Source organism: Bacillus sp. FSL R5-0654, assembly GCF_038008745.1.
GTDB classification, from domain to species: Bacteria; Bacillota; Bacilli; order Bacillales; family Bacillaceae; genus Bacillus; species Bacillus safensis.
This window is the reverse complement of sequence record NZ_JBBOZV010000001.1, coordinates 1,613,935-1,630,283: the sequence shown is the minus strand read 5'-3', so window position 1 is coordinate 1,630,283 and position 16,349 is coordinate 1,613,935. Positions and strand designations below refer to the sequence as shown.

17 protein-coding genes are annotated in these 16,349 nt (G+C 42.3%); all 17 read right to left on the bottom strand.

The genetic code is table 11. The features are described 5' to 3' along the window. Positions 1-6: 6 nt before the first annotated feature. The 17 genes from dxr to flhA all read right to left on the bottom strand — a co-directional run bounded on the left by dxr (position 7) and on the right by flhA (position 16,328). Positions 7-1,158, bottom strand: a complete 1,152-nt coding sequence (gene dxr, locus NSS76_RS08160) for a 1-deoxy-D-xylulose-5-phosphate reductoisomerase (RefSeq protein WP_341081648.1) — start codon at positions 1,156-1,158, stop codon at positions 7-9. A gap of 39 nt (positions 1,159-1,197) precedes the next feature. Next, on the bottom strand, positions 1,198-1,992 hold the full coding sequence (locus NSS76_RS08155) for a phosphatidate cytidylyltransferase (protein ID WP_024424148.1): 795 nt from the start codon (positions 1,990-1,992) through the stop codon (positions 1,198-1,200). 12 nt (positions 1,993-2,004) lie between these two features. Further along, positions 2,005-2,787 carry an isoprenyl transferase gene (locus NSS76_RS08150; RefSeq protein WP_024424149.1) on the bottom strand — a complete coding sequence of 261 codons (783 nt, stop codon included), beginning with the start codon at positions 2,785-2,787 and terminating at the stop codon, positions 2,005-2,007. 130 nt (positions 2,788-2,917) lie between these two features. After that, positions 2,918-3,475: a ribosome recycling factor gene (frr, locus tag NSS76_RS08145; protein WP_024424150.1), complete on the bottom strand. Its 558-nt coding sequence runs from the start codon at positions 3,473-3,475 to the stop codon at positions 2,918-2,920. A 1-nt stretch (position 3,476) separates the two neighbouring features. Next, on the bottom strand, positions 3,477-4,199 hold the full coding sequence (gene pyrH / locus NSS76_RS08140; protein ID WP_008344767.1) for a UMP kinase: 723 nt from the start codon (positions 4,197-4,199) through the stop codon (positions 3,477-3,479). 134 nt (positions 4,200-4,333) lie between these two features. Continuing rightward, positions 4,334-5,215, bottom strand: a complete 882-nt coding sequence (tsf, locus tag NSS76_RS08135) for a translation elongation factor Ts (RefSeq protein ID WP_024424151.1) — start codon at positions 5,213-5,215, stop codon at positions 4,334-4,336. Between the two features lie 91 nt (positions 5,216-5,306). Then, positions 5,307-6,041 carry a 30S ribosomal protein S2 gene (gene rpsB / locus NSS76_RS08130; RefSeq protein WP_024426991.1) on the bottom strand — a complete coding sequence of 245 codons (735 nt, stop codon included), beginning with the start codon at positions 6,039-6,041 and terminating at the stop codon, positions 5,307-5,309. Positions 6,042-6,196: 155 nt separating this feature from the next. Then, on the bottom strand, positions 6,197-6,736 hold the full coding sequence (locus tag NSS76_RS08125) for a Swarming motility protein SwrB (protein ID WP_073205190.1): 540 nt from the start codon (positions 6,734-6,736) through the stop codon (positions 6,197-6,199). A gap of 21 nt (positions 6,737-6,757) precedes the next feature. Further along, positions 6,758-7,525: a FliA/WhiG family RNA polymerase sigma factor gene (locus tag NSS76_RS08120; RefSeq protein ID WP_024424154.1), complete on the bottom strand. Its 768-nt coding sequence runs from the start codon at positions 7,523-7,525 to the stop codon at positions 6,758-6,760. 24 nt (positions 7,526-7,549) lie between these two features. Then, positions 7,550-8,050: a chemotaxis protein CheD gene (locus NSS76_RS08115; RefSeq protein ID WP_024424155.1), complete on the bottom strand. Its 501-nt coding sequence runs from the start codon at positions 8,048-8,050 to the stop codon at positions 7,550-7,552. Then, positions 8,050-8,676, bottom strand: coding sequence for a chemotaxis protein CheC (locus tag NSS76_RS08110; protein ID WP_024424156.1), 627 nt, complete (start codon positions 8,674-8,676; stop codon positions 8,050-8,052). The genes NSS76_RS08115 and NSS76_RS08110 overlap by 1 nt, the downstream gene beginning before the upstream one ends. 12 nt (positions 8,677-8,688) lie before the next feature. Then, on the bottom strand, positions 8,689-9,150 hold the full coding sequence (locus NSS76_RS08105; protein WP_024424157.1) for a chemotaxis protein CheW: 462 nt from the start codon (positions 9,148-9,150) through the stop codon (positions 8,689-8,691). Between the two features lie 24 nt (positions 9,151-9,174). Next, positions 9,175-11,202: a chemotaxis protein CheA gene (locus NSS76_RS08100; protein ID WP_122631391.1), complete on the bottom strand. Its 2,028-nt coding sequence runs from the start codon at positions 11,200-11,202 to the stop codon at positions 9,175-9,177. Positions 11,203-11,207: 5 nt separating this feature from the next. Further along, positions 11,208-12,281 carry a protein-glutamate methylesterase/protein-glutamine glutaminase gene (locus NSS76_RS08095; protein WP_024424159.1) on the bottom strand — a complete coding sequence of 358 codons (1,074 nt, stop codon included), beginning with the start codon at positions 12,279-12,281 and terminating at the stop codon, positions 11,208-11,210. Further along, a complete protein-coding gene (locus tag NSS76_RS08090; RefSeq protein WP_024424160.1) occupies positions 12,278-13,183 on the bottom strand; it encodes a MinD/ParA family protein in 906 nt (301 codons plus the stop codon). Before NSS76_RS08090 ends, NSS76_RS08095 begins: the two co-directional genes overlap by 4 nt. Continuing rightward, on the bottom strand, positions 13,177-14,295 hold the full coding sequence (flhF, locus tag NSS76_RS08085; protein WP_041109005.1) for a flagellar biosynthesis protein FlhF: 1,119 nt from the start codon (positions 14,293-14,295) through the stop codon (positions 13,177-13,179). The genes NSS76_RS08090 and flhF overlap by 7 nt, the downstream gene beginning before the upstream one ends. Continuing rightward, a complete protein-coding gene (gene flhA / locus NSS76_RS08080; protein WP_044330616.1) occupies positions 14,295-16,328 on the bottom strand; it encodes a flagellar biosynthesis protein FlhA in 2,034 nt (677 codons plus the stop codon). Before flhA ends, flhF begins: the two co-directional genes overlap by 1 nt. Between the last annotated feature and the right edge of the window lie 21 nt (positions 16,329-16,349).

Sequence of the window (16,349 nt, the reverse complement as noted above, 5' to 3'; positions counted from 1 at the left end):
ACCACCTTATGTGAGGATTGATTGAACAAAGTCTCGTGTATCTTTGTCCACTTCATGGATATCTTGCAAACTAGGCGTTGAAATCACATGATGTCTAATTAGTGCCTTTTCAATCAATTCTTCAATTTGCAGGAACGTTACTTTGCCTTTCAGAAATGCATCGACTGCCATTTCATTTGCTGCATTAAGTACAGCAGGCATTGTCCCTCCTATTTTACCTGATTCATAAGCAAAATGTAAGCAGCGATACCTGTCAAAATCCGCTTTTTGGAAATTCAATTGTCCAATCTCCCAAAGGTTCAATGATTTCGCTTCTTGTAACGGCGCCCTGTCGGGGTATGTGAGTGCATATTGAATAGGCACTCTCATGTCTGGTGTCCCTAACTGAGCCATGACGCTTTTGTCGTGAAATTCCACCATCGAATGGATAATGCTCTCTTTATGTAGCAGCACATCAATTTGTTCATAAGGGATATCAAACAACCAATGTGCCTCGATCACCTCGAGCCCTTTATTCATCATCGTCGCTGAATCAATGGTGATTTTTGCTCCCATCGACCAGTTCGGGTGGTTCAGCGCTTCTTCAACCGTAACACCTTCAAGTTCAGTTCGTTTTTTTTCTCGGAAACTACCACCTGAAGCTGTCACGATTAAGCGTTCAATATTTTTAGCTTGTTCACCTTGCAGGCATTGAAAAATAGCGGAATGCTCACTATCGACAGGAAGTAAAGGTACATCATATGTTTTAGCGTACTCTTTTACTATATGACCAGCTGTCACAAGTGTTTCCTTATTTGCGAGAGCAATCGTCTTTTTTTGTTCAATGGCCTTTAATGTTGGAACAAGTCCAACACTTCCTACAAGTGCATTGACCACTACGTCCACTGCATCATAGGTCGCTGCCTCGATGTTGGCTTCATCACCAGCAGCCAGCTTCACATCGTATGCAAATGAATGATTTTTTAGCATGTGATAGGTTTCTTCGTCTACACAGCCGACGAATTCAGGCTGAAAGCGCTCAATGATCGGAATCGCCTTTGCTATATTTCTGCCAAATGTCATGGCTTTCAGCTTAAACTTGTCCGGGTGCTGACTGATCACATCTAACGTTTGTTCTCCAATTGATCCTGTTGCGCCTAATAGCGAAATATATTTCAAATTGCCACTCCTTCTCTCGTTCAATAAGTTTCTATGAGGTTAGCTGGCAAACGTTGCGAGCAGTAAGTATAAAAACGGCAGAACGAATAAAAAGCTGTCAAACCTGTCCAAAATCCCGCCATGGCCAGGGAGAATTGTCCCTGAATCCTTCACATGATAATGACGCTTTAAAGCAGATTCCACAAGGTCGCCAAGCTGTCCAAAGATACTGAGTAAAAGAGTAATAAACATCACAAGCAGATATGATGGCAAAAATCCTGTAACCGCCTGAAACACAAGTGACAACACGACCGCCGTGACGATTCCGCCGATAAATCCTTCTACTGTTTTGTTTGGGCTGATTTCTGGCCAAAGCTTTCGTTTCCCCATAGATTTTCCAATAAAATAGGCTCCTGAGTCAGTAGACCAAATAATCACTGCTGCGAAGAAGATCGCACTCATGCCATATAAGCCTCTAATTTGGATAAAATAATAGAAACTAACGCCAATATATAATGTGGCTAATACAACAAAAGCAACCTCATCGAATGTGAAAGAGTTTTTGCTCAAAACTGTATAAGTTAAAAGTATTAAGACTGCAAATAAAGCAATCTGCATTTTTGATGCGTCCACGTTTGGGAAGAAGCTGTTGTCTCCGCCCATTAAAAGCCAAAGCAATATTAAGCTGACAATACCAGGAAAGCTGAAAATCGAGATCTTTTTCATTCTTAAAAGCTCAAAGAGAGCGACACTTCCCATTAAATAAATCAGCAGGGTAAATGGCATCTGTCCATATATAACTGCAAGCAAAAAGACTGCAGCTGCCAAAACACCCGTCAAAATTCTTTGTTTCATCTGCACCACCCTCTAAATTCCACCGAACCTCCGGCCGCGGCGCTGGTACTCTCCGATAGCGCCTATAAGGTGCTCATCAGAAAAGTCAGGCCAAAGCACATCCGTAAAGACAAACTCGCTGTACGCAATTTGCCAAAGCATAAAGTTGCTTAATCTAATTTCTCCACTCGTGCGAATGAGCAAATCCGGATCTTGAAGAGATTCTGTCATTAAATAAGCTGAAAACATCTCTTCTGTGATGTCTTCTGCTCGAAGCTTACCTTCTTTGACCTTTTCAGAAATTTGTCTGCATGCGGAGACGATTTCTGTGCGCCCCCCGTAGTTGAGCGCAAAGTTTAAAACGAGCCCGTCGTTATTCGCCGTACTCTTTACTGCGTTCTCTACCGCTTTTTTCGTATGCTGCGGGAGGCCGTCTGGATCACCTGTTAAACGCACACGGACATTCTCCTCGATGAGTTCAGGCAGGTAGATGTTTAAAAATTCTTCAGGAAGTTTCATTAAAAAGTCTACTTCTAGTTTTGGACGTTTCCAATTTTCCGTAGAGAAAGCATACAAAGTCAGCACTTTGACATTTAGCTCATTTGCAAGCTTTGTCATGCGCTTGACGACTTTCATTCCTTCATGATGACCTGCTACCCGTGGAAGAGCACGTTTTTTCGCCCATCTTCCGTTCCCATCCATGATAATGGCGATATGTTCAGGAATTTCTCCATTTAATATGTCTTCTTTTGTCAGGCTTTCTAAGTTGGAAGCTGCTGTTTGCTGATTCTTCCAATTTTTGAGTATATTGAGCATGAGATTCCTCCATCACCCAAAAAGGTTGCGTTCCCGCTAAATAATATAGTCATCAACAGTATTAACAAAAAAACCCCCTGTAAACATGAAGAGGGTCTTTTCACTATTATCTATTGTACATAGTTTTTTCTTAAACTTCCATGATTTCTTTTTCTTTATCTTTCGTCACGTCATCAATTTTAGCGACATATTCATCTGTCAATTTTTGGACATCTTCTGTTGATGATCTTAATTCATCTTCAGTGATCTCCCCATTTTTCTCAAGCTTTTTCAAATCATCGTTTGCATCACGACGCACGTTACGAACAGCTACTTTTGCTTCTTCTGAGTATTTTTTTACGACTTTCACAAGCTCTTTACGTCTTTCTTCTGTCAGCGCAGGAATCGCAATGCGGATCACATTTCCGTCACTTGTTGGCGTGATGCCAAGATCAGACTTTTGGATCGCTTTTTCGATATCACCGATTGCTGTTTTATCGTAAGGTGTGATAATCAGCATACGTGCTTCTGGCACTGTGATCGACGCAATTTGGTTAAGCGGTGTTTGTGCACCGTAATAATCCACTGTCACTTTATCAAGCAGTGAAGCATTCGCACGGCCTGCACGAACAGTTGCAAGCTCACGTCCGTACGCTTGTACGGCTTTTTCCATTTTTTCCTTCGTTTGGTTCAATACTTCTTTTGACACGTTATTTCCCCCTCACGATCGTTCCGATTGATTCGCCGTTTACGGCACGTTTAATATTTCCTTCTTCCATAATGGAGAAGACGATTAATGGAATGTCATTGTCCATACATAATGAGGACGCAGTAGAATCCATTACAGCAAGCCCTTCTTTAAGTACATCAAGATATGAAAGCTTATCATATTTTACTGCATCCGCATCTGTACGAGGATCAGCACTGTAGACACCATCTACATTATTTTTCGCCATTAAAATGACATCTGCTTCAATTTCTGCTGCTCGAAGTGCTGCTGTAGTATCTGTAGAGAAATAAGGATTCCCTGTTCCAGCAGCAAAAATGACGACACGTTTCTTCTCAAGATGACGGATCGCTTTTCTTCTTATGTATGGTTCTGCAACCTGTCTCATTTCAATAGAGGTTTGCACTCTAGACTGAATGCCAAGCGTTTCTAGGCTGTCCTGTAACGCCAGTGAGTTCATCACTGTTGCCAGCATCCCCATGTAGTCTGCTGTTGCACGGTCCATTCCTAGATCACTGCCTGTCTTCCCGCGCCAAAGGTTTCCTCCGCCTACAACGACTGCAACTTCAACATCAAGCTCTGCAATTTCTTTTACTTGCTTTGCAATTGATTGAATGACAGTTGGGTTAATTCCATTTCCAGCATCACCCGCTAGTGCTTCGCCACTTAGCTTCAGTACAATGCGATTATATTTCGGTTTGCTCATGATAACCTCCAAGTGTATACTATACCGTCTCTTATTATGCGTAAGAAACTGCCTTTTGTAAATCAATATCCTCTAAAAAATAGGGAACACAGTGCTTGTGCTCCCTAAAAAAGCCCCAGAGAGCTTTTCAAACATTATTTTTTCACTTGGCTCATAACTTCTTCAGCAAAGTTGTCTTGACGTTTTTCGATACCTTCGCCCACTTCATAGCGAACATAAGTTTGAACAGTTGCGTTTTTCGCAGCTACAACTTGTTTCACTTTTTCATCTGGGTTTTTAACGAACGCTTGGTCAAGTAAGCAAATTTCTTCGAAGAATTTGTTTAGACGGCCTTCAACCATTTTAGCTACGATGTTTTCAGGCTTTCCTTCTTGAAGCGCTTGCTGTGTTAATACTTCACGCTCACGGTTTGCTTCTTCTTCTGACACTTGGTCACGAGAAATGTATTTAGGGTTTACAGCTGCAACGTGCATTGCGATGTCTCTTGCAAGCTCTTCGTCAGTTGTTCCGTTAAGAACAGCTAACACACCGATACGTCCGCCCATGTGCAGGTAAGAACCGAATGCAGCATTATCTTCTTTTGTGATGACAGAGAAACGGCGTAGAGTGATTTTCTCTCCGATTTTCGCAATTGCAGATGTGATATGCTCTTCAACTGTTGAACCGTTTTCCATTTTAGAAGCATGAGCTTCTTCAAGTGTTGCAGGTTTAGCAGCAAGCAAATGATCAGCAAGTTCGTTAAGAAGTGCTTGGAATCCTTCGTTTTTCGCAACGAAATCAGTCTCAGAGTTCACTTCTAGGATCACCCCTGTGTTGCCGTCAGTTTTGATAAGAGTTAATCCTTCTGCCGCAATACGGTCTGCTTTTTTCGCAGCTTTTGCGATTCCTTTTTCTCTTAGAAGGTCGATTGCTTTCTCGATGTCACCATCAGTTTCTGTTAACGCTTTTTTACAGTCCATCATACCTGCACCAGTTTTTTGACGCAGTTCTTTAACTAATTGAGCAGTAATTGCCATTTTACATTTCCTCCTTCTATGTTAAAACACGGATTACTAGGTGAAAAAAAGGTGATAAAAGGCATTTCCCTCTTATCACCTTTTGAATAGGTTACGCAGTTGTTGTTTCAGTTTCTGTCGTTTCTTCTACAACAGCTTCTTCTTCGCCTTGTTTAGACTCAAGAATCGCATCTGCCATTTTAGCAGTTAGAAGTTTTACAGCACGGATTGCATCATCGTTTGCAGGGATCACAACATCAATTTCGTCTGGATCACAGTTTGTGTCAACGATACCGATGATTGGGATATTCAATTTACGAGCTTCTGCAACTGCAATACGCTCTTTACGAGGGTCGATAATGAAAAGTGCATCCGGAAGACTCTTCATGTCTTTGATTCCGCCTAGGAATTTTTCAAGACGCTCTAATTCTTTTTTCAGTTGAACGACTTCTTTCTTAGGAAGAACTTCGAATGTACCGTTTTCTTGCATTTTTTCAATATCTTTTAAACGTTTAATACGTTTTTGGATTGTTTCAAAGTTTGTTAAAGTTCCACCAAGCCAGCGTTGGTTCACATAGAACATACCAGAACGGATTGCTTCTTCTTTCACTGAATCTTGTGCTTGCTTTTTCGTACCAACGAAAAGGATTTTTCCTCCGTCAGCAGCAAGGTTTTTCGTGAAGTTGTAAGCTTCCTCTACTTTTTTCACCGTTTTTTGAAGGTCGATGATGTAGATACCGTTACGCTCTGTAAAGATGTAACGCTTCATTTTTGGGTTCCAACGGCGAGTTTGGTGACCGAAGTGAACACCAGCTTCTAGCAATTGTTTCATAGAAATAACTGACATTTTGTTGCCTCCTAATATAATGGTTTTTTTTCCTCCGCTTAAGTCATGTTCACATAAAACTGCGCCACGGCAGCACCTTTATACGAATCATTAAGCGTGTGTATTTAACACCAAGAAATAATATAACACATGATGGACTGACAATCAAGAATCCTTTACAGCTTTCCGCTAAATTTTAATAAAAGCTCGATTTCTGTTTTGCCAGTTTTCATTTCTTTCGCTATTTCTTCTAGTGACCGCCCTTCATCATATAGGGTCTTCACTTGGTCCTCGAATGTTTCTTCTATTTCACTTTTAGAAGGCAGAGAAGCCTCTGTTTCAAGTTGTGGAACGGGTTCGTTTACCTTCTCTTCCTGCACCTCAACTTCGCTAAGGAGAGCCGACAGGTGCTCTGGTACGGGATCTTCACTTTCGACCGATTGCTGGGATTCAATTGGTGGTTGTGGCTGCTTTGGTGTCTGAAGATCCGATTTCAGCTCTTCAGCAGAAAAATCAGGGGAAGCGGCTGCCGCTTTTGATAGTTTGTCATTCTCTTCTTTGACCTCCATCAAAAATGCAGCCAGGGTATTTTCCGTTTCTTCTAGAAGTTCTCGCTGCTTTTGTTCTGTTGCCTTCAGCGAATTCATTCTCGTATATAAAATAATCACAAAATAAATAAGTGCAGCATGAAGCATGAAGCTAATCAGCCATAACATATTTTTTCACTCACTAACTCTTTAAGATTGAATGGCTTTATCAAGCAGATGCTTAAGCTTGAACAAGGCCTTTGAATGAATTTGCGAAATGCGCGAGGTAGATAAATTGAGCACTTGACCGATTTCCGTTAATGTCAGTTCTTCTTTATAGAAAAGACTGATCACAAGCTTTTCTTTTTCTGAAAGCTCTGTGATTTTTTCAGAAAGCTGTTCAATTAATTCATCTTTCAGCATTTTCTCTTCTGGAGTCACAGACTTCTCGTCGCGAATCATGACTTGGACGTTCTCTCCGTCTTCTTGATCATGCAGCTTCTCATCGATTGAGAGCAGATTTGCAAAGAATCCTTCATTCATCGTTGTGACGACATCCTGTTCACTCATGCCGAGTTCCTCAGCCACCTCTGTCGGCGTCACATTACGCAAATAACGCTGTTCAAGCTTTTCAATAGCCGCTTCTACTTTTTTTGTTTTTTCTCTTGATGTACGAGGCAGCCAGTCCTCTTTACGAAGACCGTCGATAATGGCCCCGCGGATTCTGAAGGATGCATATGTATCAAACTTCAGATCTCTTCCGGGGTCAAATTTTTCAAGGGCATCATATAAACCGAGCATCCCTAGACTGATCAAGTCTTCTTTATGCACTGACTTCGGGAGACCGATGGAAATTCTTCCAACATGATATGTGACGAGCGGCATATAGCGGCGCATAAGATCATCTCCAGCAGCTGGGTCTTTCCACTCTTTCCATCTAGCCCATAGCGCCTGATCTTCGTAATTTAAGGATTGCATCTTTATCCCCCTATACTTCCTTAGTTATATCTTCATAATGCCTTGCTTCACAGTACGGATCTCAAGCTCTGCCGTAAGCGGATCGAATTCGATTGTACGGCCACTGTTTCCGCCTGTATCCTCACTAATAATTGGGATATGATGAAGAGACAGATGTTCTTTTACAGCTGAAACGTTTCTAGGTCCAATTCTCATTAGATCATTGGTTGACTTAAACTTAAACATTTCCGCCCCGCCAGCAAGTTTTGCCTTTAGCGCATGTTTGCGTGCGCCTGCTTTTAAGAGCAGATCAATTGTATGCTTGACACCTGTATCTGCATATTTAGCCAAGTTCTCCACCGCCCCTTTTGAAAGAGAGGAATCTGGAAGCATAACATGGACAAGGCCTGCCAGCTTTTTGTCTTGATCAAACAAGACAAGCCCTACGCAGGAACCAAGACCGGATGTCCGAATGCGGTCCGGTGATTTAACAAGCTGAACATCCGCAATACCAACCTTTACAACTGCCGGAATTTGCACGTTCATTATAGGTTACCTAATGCTTTGAATAGTTTTTCGAATGATTCAAAGTCTGGTAATAGAAACATATTTCCTTTCAGCTCTTGCTTATTTTGATCATCAAAAATAGATGTATCAATCACAATCGCCTGATCCCCAAGAGGACTGAATTGCATCAACCCTTCACTAATGACAGCCCCGAACATATCGAGCGTGACATCTGGAACACTTGGGTAAAGCTGCAATTTGGTTAAATCGGCAAGGGCTGATAAATAAGAGCCCGCTAAAATATTTCCAAGTTCATGAAGTGCTGACGTCCCCATCTCATGTTCATGAATCGTATCAATATCAAATGCCGGATCCTGGACAAGCTCTCTTACAAATTGCTCTGCTTGCTCAAACGGCATAATGAAAAAGATTGAGCCGGTTAAATCCCCTTCCATTCGCAGGAAAATGCTTGCAACAGGAAGGTCTGCACCGCCAAAGAAATCCATTAAATCTTCAAACGAGAGAACCTTGACAAAAGGAACAGCCATATCGATTTTGCGATCCAATAGGTTGGCAAGAGCAGACGCTGCGTGGCCTGCCCCGATATTCCCAACCTCTCCTAAAATATCTAGCTGTTCATCTTTAATTTCGTTGAAAATGCTCATTTCACATCCCCCTTAATGAACAGGTGCACCTTGAACGCTCTTGTCGAGGACAGCACCGGCATGAATGATATTGAAAAGACGCTGATCATGCTTAATGATACCTGTCACCCATGACTGTCCTTCTTTTTCAGCTGATTCAGGAGAAGATTCTACTTCTTCCTGATGGACGGTTATGACATCATTTGCTTCATCAACAATCCAGCCGACTTCAATGTCACCAACTTGTACAATGATCATTCTTGTTTCATCTGTAATTTCGTTGTCAGTAGAACCAAGTCTGACTCTCAGGTCAATGACAGGTGTCACGACACCGCGTAAATTAATAACACCGCATATATAAGGGGCAACGCCAGGAACTCTTGTCGGCTGCTGCCATTTTTCAATGGACTTTACTTCTGATACTGAAATGGCGTATTCTTTTTTGTTTACGATAAACACAATCATCTTTTCGCCAGTTTTGATATCTGTACTCATTTCAGACCGCTCCTCTATTGTTTTTTACTTGATCAGTGCATTACAGTCAACGATGAGTGCAACTTGACCGTCACCTAGGATCGTTGCGCCGGATATCGCAAATACGTTTGGCAGATAATCTCCTAGTGATTTCAATACAACCTCTTGCTGACCAATAAATGAATCGACCACAAATGCTGTCAGCTTGTCTCCTTTACGAACAACAATGATGTGCAGTTCTTCCTCTAATTCATTCGCATTTGGTACGTGGAATTGTTTCTTCAAGTACACGACCGGTACGATAAATCCGCGGAAATCAATCACTTCACGATCATGCGTTTGCAGGATGTCACTTTTCTTAATGACAGCCGTTTCAATAATAGAAGAAATCGGAATCGCAAATGTTTCCTCTTCTAGTTTTACAAGAAGAACGGAAATAATCGATAATGTAAGCGGAAGCTGGATCGAAAATAGTGAACCTTGTCCTTCTGTTGAGTTAATGCTTACAGATCCGCCAAGTGATTCCAGCTTGTTTTTCACAACGTCAAGACCTACACCGCGGCCTGAGATGTCAGAAATCGTATCAGCTGTAGAGAATCCTGCTGCAAAGATCAATGAATCAATTTGATGATCTTCAAGTGTTTCTGCTTCTCTTTCTGTGATAACCCCGCGCTCTAATGCTTTTTCAAGCACCTTTTTACGGTTAATTCCGCCGCCATCATCTTCTACTTCAATGAAGACATGGTTTCCGCTATGGTACGCTTTTAATAGAACCGTACCTTTTTCCGGCTTGCCTTTTTTCACACGTTCTTCTGGTGATTCAATCCCGTGATCTAGACTGTTTCTGAGTAAGTGCAAGAGCGGATCACCAATCTCGTCGATCACTGTTCGATCAAGCTCTGTCTCAGCACCCTCAATAATAAGCTCAATTTTCTTATTAAGCTCTTTCGTCAATTGACGAATCATACGCGGGAATCTGTTAAAGACAGTTTCCACAGGTACCATTCTCATGTTCAGGATGATTGATTGCAGGTCTCCAGAAATACGAGTCATTCTTTCGACTGTGTCTGTGAGTTCGTTATTTTCTAGTTCTTTCGCAATCTGCTCTAATCGGCCTCTATCAATCACAAGTTCTTCAAATAGATTCATAAGAGAATCAAGACGGTCGATGTTGACACGAATTGTTTTCGTTCCGCCGGCAGCTGCACCGTTATTGCCATTTGCTTTTGGCGCATCATTTGCTGGCGCTTTCGCAGCAGGAACGGATACTTCTTCTTTTTTCTGTTCAGGCTGCGCCTCTTGCTTTTCAGCTGGAGCTGCTTCTTCAAATGCGGAGACTTCAGAGATCTCAACCTTCTCAACCTCTGAGATCGCCGTGACGATTTTCTGCACTTCGTCCATCGGCAGTTTAGAAAGATAAGAAATGCTGAATTCTGATTCGAAATCTTCTGATTCTAACAGCTCTGCATTCGGAACGGTTTTGACAACCTCGCCTGCTTCATTTAATCTTTCAAAAATCATATAGACACGAACGGCTTTTAGTAAGCACGCTTCACTTAATGTCACGTTGAGTTCATAGCATTTGAAGCCTTGCTCTCTCGCTTCATCAAGAACTGTTCGTTCAAATTCGTTATAATCTAAGTCATTAGCAGCTGCTAATGCATCTGCTGTTTCAACGCTTGAAGCTGCCTCAGCATGGCTTCCTGTCACATCTAGCTTTTTACTAATCTCTGTGACATCACGTTTCCCGTCTCCTCCTTCTGCAATCGATTGAACCATTGCTTCAAGATGATCGAGTGCTTCGAACATCGTATCCATTGACTCAGGAGTGACAATCATTTGTTCATTACGGATAGCATCAAACATGTTTTCTAAATGATGCGTTAAGTGAGCCATATCATCAAAGCCCATCGTTGCACTCATGCCTTTCAATGTATGAGCCGCTCTGAATATATCATTCACTAGCTGCAAGTCGGTTGGGTTCTTTTCTAAATCAAGAAGTTTTTCATTACAAGTTTGTAAGTGTTCTCTGCTTTCATCTAAAAAGATATCTAAGTATTGGTTTACATCCAACGTGTTCACGCCCTCTCTTTTTTCATGGAGCTTATAATTGCATGTGCGATGTCATCCACATGCCTTGTTTCATGTGCAAGGCCTGCTTTAATGACTGATTTAGGCATTCCGAAAACAACACATGATTCTTCTTTTTCTGCAATGACTTTCGTATGACCGCTTGCGACCATTTTTTTGACACCTTCAGTACCGTCACTGCCCATACCTGTCATAATGACAGCGATTTTCTCGTAACCCTTTATGCTGCTGATGGATTCAAATAAATAGTTAACAGATGGCTTGTGCCGGCTTTCCGTGTCTTCAGGGGACAGCCTGATAACAAGTGAGCCCCCTTGGTCATGAAGTGACATATTCATTCCACCAGGAGCTATGTAAGCCACTCCATTTTTCGCGATGTCTCCATCTTGCGCTTCTTTAATCGTAATTTGTGATAAATGATCTAATCTAGTAGCAAGTGATGCCGTGAATCCTGCTGGCATATGCTGCACAATCAATATAGGTGCCTCGATGTCCTTAGGCAGCTTCGTTACGACTCGTTGAAGTGCCCTTGGCCCTCCTGTAGATGTTCCGATAGTAATAATCTTTCGGAGTGAGCTGCCTTTTACAGATGGCAGCCGGGGTGCAGCCACTGGACTTGGCGGCTTTATCACCGGCTTAGGAGACATCTTCTCTTCAGTGCGTTTCCTTGACAGTCCTGCCGCAAGTACCCGCTCTACAATTTGCCCCCTCACTTTGTGCAAATCGAGCGAAATACTTCCCGAAGGCTTTGTCACAAAGTCAAAAGCACCGAGTTCTAAGCAATGGATGGTTAAATCTTTTCCTTGCTTTGTCTGGCTTGACACCATAATCACGGCAAGGTCGTGTTCAGCCAGAATTTGCTTTAATGCTTCTGTCCCATTTAAAACAGGCATTTCCACATCTAATGTGACAACATCTGGATTCAGTTCCTTGATCCGTTTTAAGGCATCTTCCCCATTTCGCGCCGTTCCGACGACTTCTATTTCTTGCTCGGCACTTAGAAAATCACTAATGAGCTTTCTCATAAAGGCCGAGTCATCTACTACTAGCACTCTAATCATGAGTCCACCTTCCTCCTTTTAAAAAAAGAGGACAACTTATCTATAAACGTATGCTGTTCTCTCCGTGCCTCTCTTATCTGCTGATGATATAGTGTTTCTGCCAGCATCTTAATGGTTTTACTCAGCCTTGAATGAGGCTGCTTCATATAAAATGGAATTTGTTCTGATACTGCTTTAGGAACCGCAGGATCATCAGGCACAGCGCCAGCAAATACAAGTTTTCTGTGAAGAAAAGATGTGACCACTCCTGCTAATTTCCGGTAGGTTTCAGACCCTTCTGACGGGGTTTTGCACCGGTTAACAATGATTTGCACAGACCGTTCAAACTGATGAATGGCTAAGTGTTTAATCGCGCTGTAGGCATCCATGATGGATGTTGGCTCTGGCGTAGTCACAACGACCACTTCTCCTGCCGATAAGACAAAAGGCAGCTGATCTTTTGACAAGCCGGCTCCCATATCAAAGAAAATACAATCGAAGTCCTGCATCATTCTTTCCATCTCTTCCAAAAAGAACGACCATTGATCTTTATCTAAAGAAAACAGCTGTTCAAGCCCGCTTCCGCCAGAAATGTAATATAGGTTATCCGTTCCTTTTGTCATGGCTGCTTGGAAGGATTTTTTTCTAACGAGAACATCTAATATAGAACTAGTCGATGTTTTCCCTAGTAAAATATCAATATTCCCCATCCCAAAATCAAGATCAATCACTAACACTCTTCTCTCTGTACTTGCGATAGACAGTGCCATATTCAGTGTCAAATTCGATTTACCTACCCCGCCTTTACCGCTCATGACGGCAATGGTTTTTGCCTGTCCGCTGGCGTTAAGAGGAGCCGGTGTGATCATTTGACTCTGCTGAACTAGTTTTCTTAACCCTTCTGCTTGGTCGGGCTTCATGATTGTAAAACCATCCTTGTTAGTTCAAGAGGCGAGCCTTCAAGAATATCCTCAGGCACATTTTGACCATTTGTTAAAAAACCAAGTTTGATTTGAGAGTCAGCAATGATTTGAAAAATGGTTCCCATCGTGTCCGTTTCATCTACTTTTGTAAAAATGAATTGATTGATTGGAACGTGTTCAAAGCGTTTGACCATGGCTTTCATGTCTTGATACTTCGATGTAGCACTCATCACAAGAAAACTTTGAATGCTCTCATCAAATGGAATAATGTCGGTCAGCTCTTTAATATACGCTTCTTCTTTAAAGTTACGACCTGCTGTATCGATGAAGATATGATCATACTCTTTAAAGGTCTCTTGGGCTTTTACAAAATCCTCTCTTGAATAACAAACCTCAAGCGGTGCATTCAGCAGTTCAGCATATGTTTTCAGCTGTTCGATCGCTGCAATCCGGTACGTATCGGTTGTAATAAAAGCAATTTTCTTTTGCTGCTGAATGGCCGTTTTAGCAGCCAGCTTTGCAATCGTTGTCGTTTTACCAGCTCCAGTTGAACCGAACAAAACAATGTATTTTGAAGAAATCATCGGCTCATCAGAGGTTTTAGCTGGCAGCATATCTGTCAGCAGTTGTTCAAGTTCTTTTTTTATGTGATTTTCTTTAACCGCACCCTTTGTTAAAAGACCCTTCAGGCATTCGTCTCGAATGGCATCATCAAGTCCTTGATCCTTTAGCTTTTGATCGATTGCTATGAGAGGATCAGGCAGAATACCCGCATGCCGTTCATTCCTCACATATTCTAAAGGCTGGGTATGAGAAGGCGCTGGTTTCGCCGCCTTGGGAGCAAATGAAGGCTCTTCGGGCAGCTTTTGAACTTGTTCCTTTTTTGGTAATACTGGAAGAGGCGGCGCAGGGTTTAACCCTTTACCAGCTCTTTCCTCGAAATCTTGATCCAGCACTGCAATCACTTCGACCATTTGCTGTTTCTTCAAACCGAACAGTTTGCGTTTGACAACGGTTTTAGAATTTAAAATAACGGCATCTTTCCCAAGCTGCTGCCTGATTTGAATCGTTGCCTCCTGCATAGAATTTGCTGTGATTTTTTTCATTTTCATTAGATATCCACCACTCCGATGCTCTGTACTTCCACATTTGCTTCTAGTTCGTTATAAGATAGTACCGGTAAATCTGGGAAATATCTTTCTAACAACTGCTTAACGTACATTCTTATAGGAGGTGAGCATAATAGAACCGGCGTTTCCTGACGAAGCGAAAGCTGTTCAATTTCTCTCGCCACTGATTGAATCACACTTTCAGAGGATTCTGGATCTAACGATAAGTAGTTTCCATGCTCTGTCTGCTGAACGCTGTCTGCAATCACCTTTTCTACTCGGCCTGAGCATGTCACAACTTTAAGTGATTCATTTTCTCTTGCATACTGTGCGGTAATCTGTCTTGCGAGCGCCTGTCTAACATACTCTGTTAATAAATCTGTATCAGTCGTTAATTTTCCGTAGTCTGCAAGCGTCTCAAAAATGGTGACAAGGTTTCGGATAGAGACCTTTTCTTTCAGCAGCTTCGCCAGTACTTTTTGAATATCACCGACTGCCAGCGGATTTGGCGTTACCTCATCCACTAAGACAGGATAACTTTCTTTCAGATGATCGATTAATTGCTTCGTTTCTTGGCGTCCGAGCAGCTCGTGTGTGTTTTGTCTAATCTTCTCTGTGATGTGAGTAGACACAACAGACGCTGGGTCCACAACCGTATAGCCTAGCATCTCAGCCTGATCTTTTTCTGCTTCTGATATCCATTTAGCCGGCAGGCCAAAGGATGGTTCGATTGTTTCAATTCCTTCAATCGGATCATCATCAGGCGTTGGGGACATCGCTAAGTAGTGATCAAGCAGCAGCTCACCTTTTGCTACTTCGTTCCCTTTAATTTTTAACCGGTATTCATTTGGGTTCAGTGCAATATTGTCCCTGATCCGGACGACTGGAATGACAAGCCCAAGTTCGAGGGCAAGCTGCCTTCGGATCATCACAATTCGGTCTAACAGGTCACCGCCCTGATTTGCATCAGCGAGCGGGATGAGGCCGTAGCCAAATTCAAATTCAATGGCATCCATTTGCAGAAGATGAATAACACTTTCTGGACTTTTCATCTCTTCTACCTCTGCTTGTTCCTCCAGTACCTCTTCGATTTCTTCTTGGTCTTGTTTGTTTTTCGACATCAGGTATGCGCCAAGGGCAAGTAAACCTGCGATCGGCCCTGTCAAAAGGATGCCGATTGGTGTAAACAGCCCAAGAAGGAAGATCGTGCCTGCTGTCACATAAAGCATGGCTGGGAATGCAAAGAGCTGCCCTGTAATGTCTGATCCAAGGTTTCCGTTAGAAGCGGCTCTCGTCACGACAATCCCTGTTGCCGTTGAGATGAGGAGTGCCGGAATTTGCGAAACGATTCCGTCCCCTACCGTTAATAGGGTAAAGTGAGAAGCTGATTCTTGAATCGACATTCCTTGCTGAAGCATCCCGATAATGATTCCAAATATAATATTGATGATGACGATGATAATACCTGCGATGGCGTCCCCTTTAACGAACTTACTGGCACCATCCATCGCTCCATAAAAGTCTGCTTCTCTCGCTACTTTTTCACGGCGGTTTCTTGCTTCACTTTCGGTCAGCATTCCTGCATTTAAATCTGCGTCAATACTCATTTGTTTACCTGGCATCGCATCGAGTGTAAATCTTGCCGCAACCTCTGATACACGCTCTGCCCCTTTTGTGATAACAATAAACTGAATGATGATCAGGATAAGGAAAACAACAAGACCAACGAGGACATTTCCTCCAACAACAAATGAACCGAACGTTTCGACAACCTTTCCAGCATCTCCTGTTGAAAGAATAGAACGTGTTGTAGAGATGTTTAGCCCTAAACGAAACAGCGTTAAGAGCAAAAGCAACGATGGAAAAATTGAAAATTGCAGTGGTTCTTGCATGTTCATTGTGGTGAGAAGCACGATAAGCGCAAGAGAAATATTAATAATGATTAAAATACTTAACAAAATGGGCGGAAACGGTATGACCAGCATCGCCACAATTAAAATAACACTGAATAAAACAGATAAATCTCTTGCTGACATGCCTGTTCTCTCCTTTTAAAA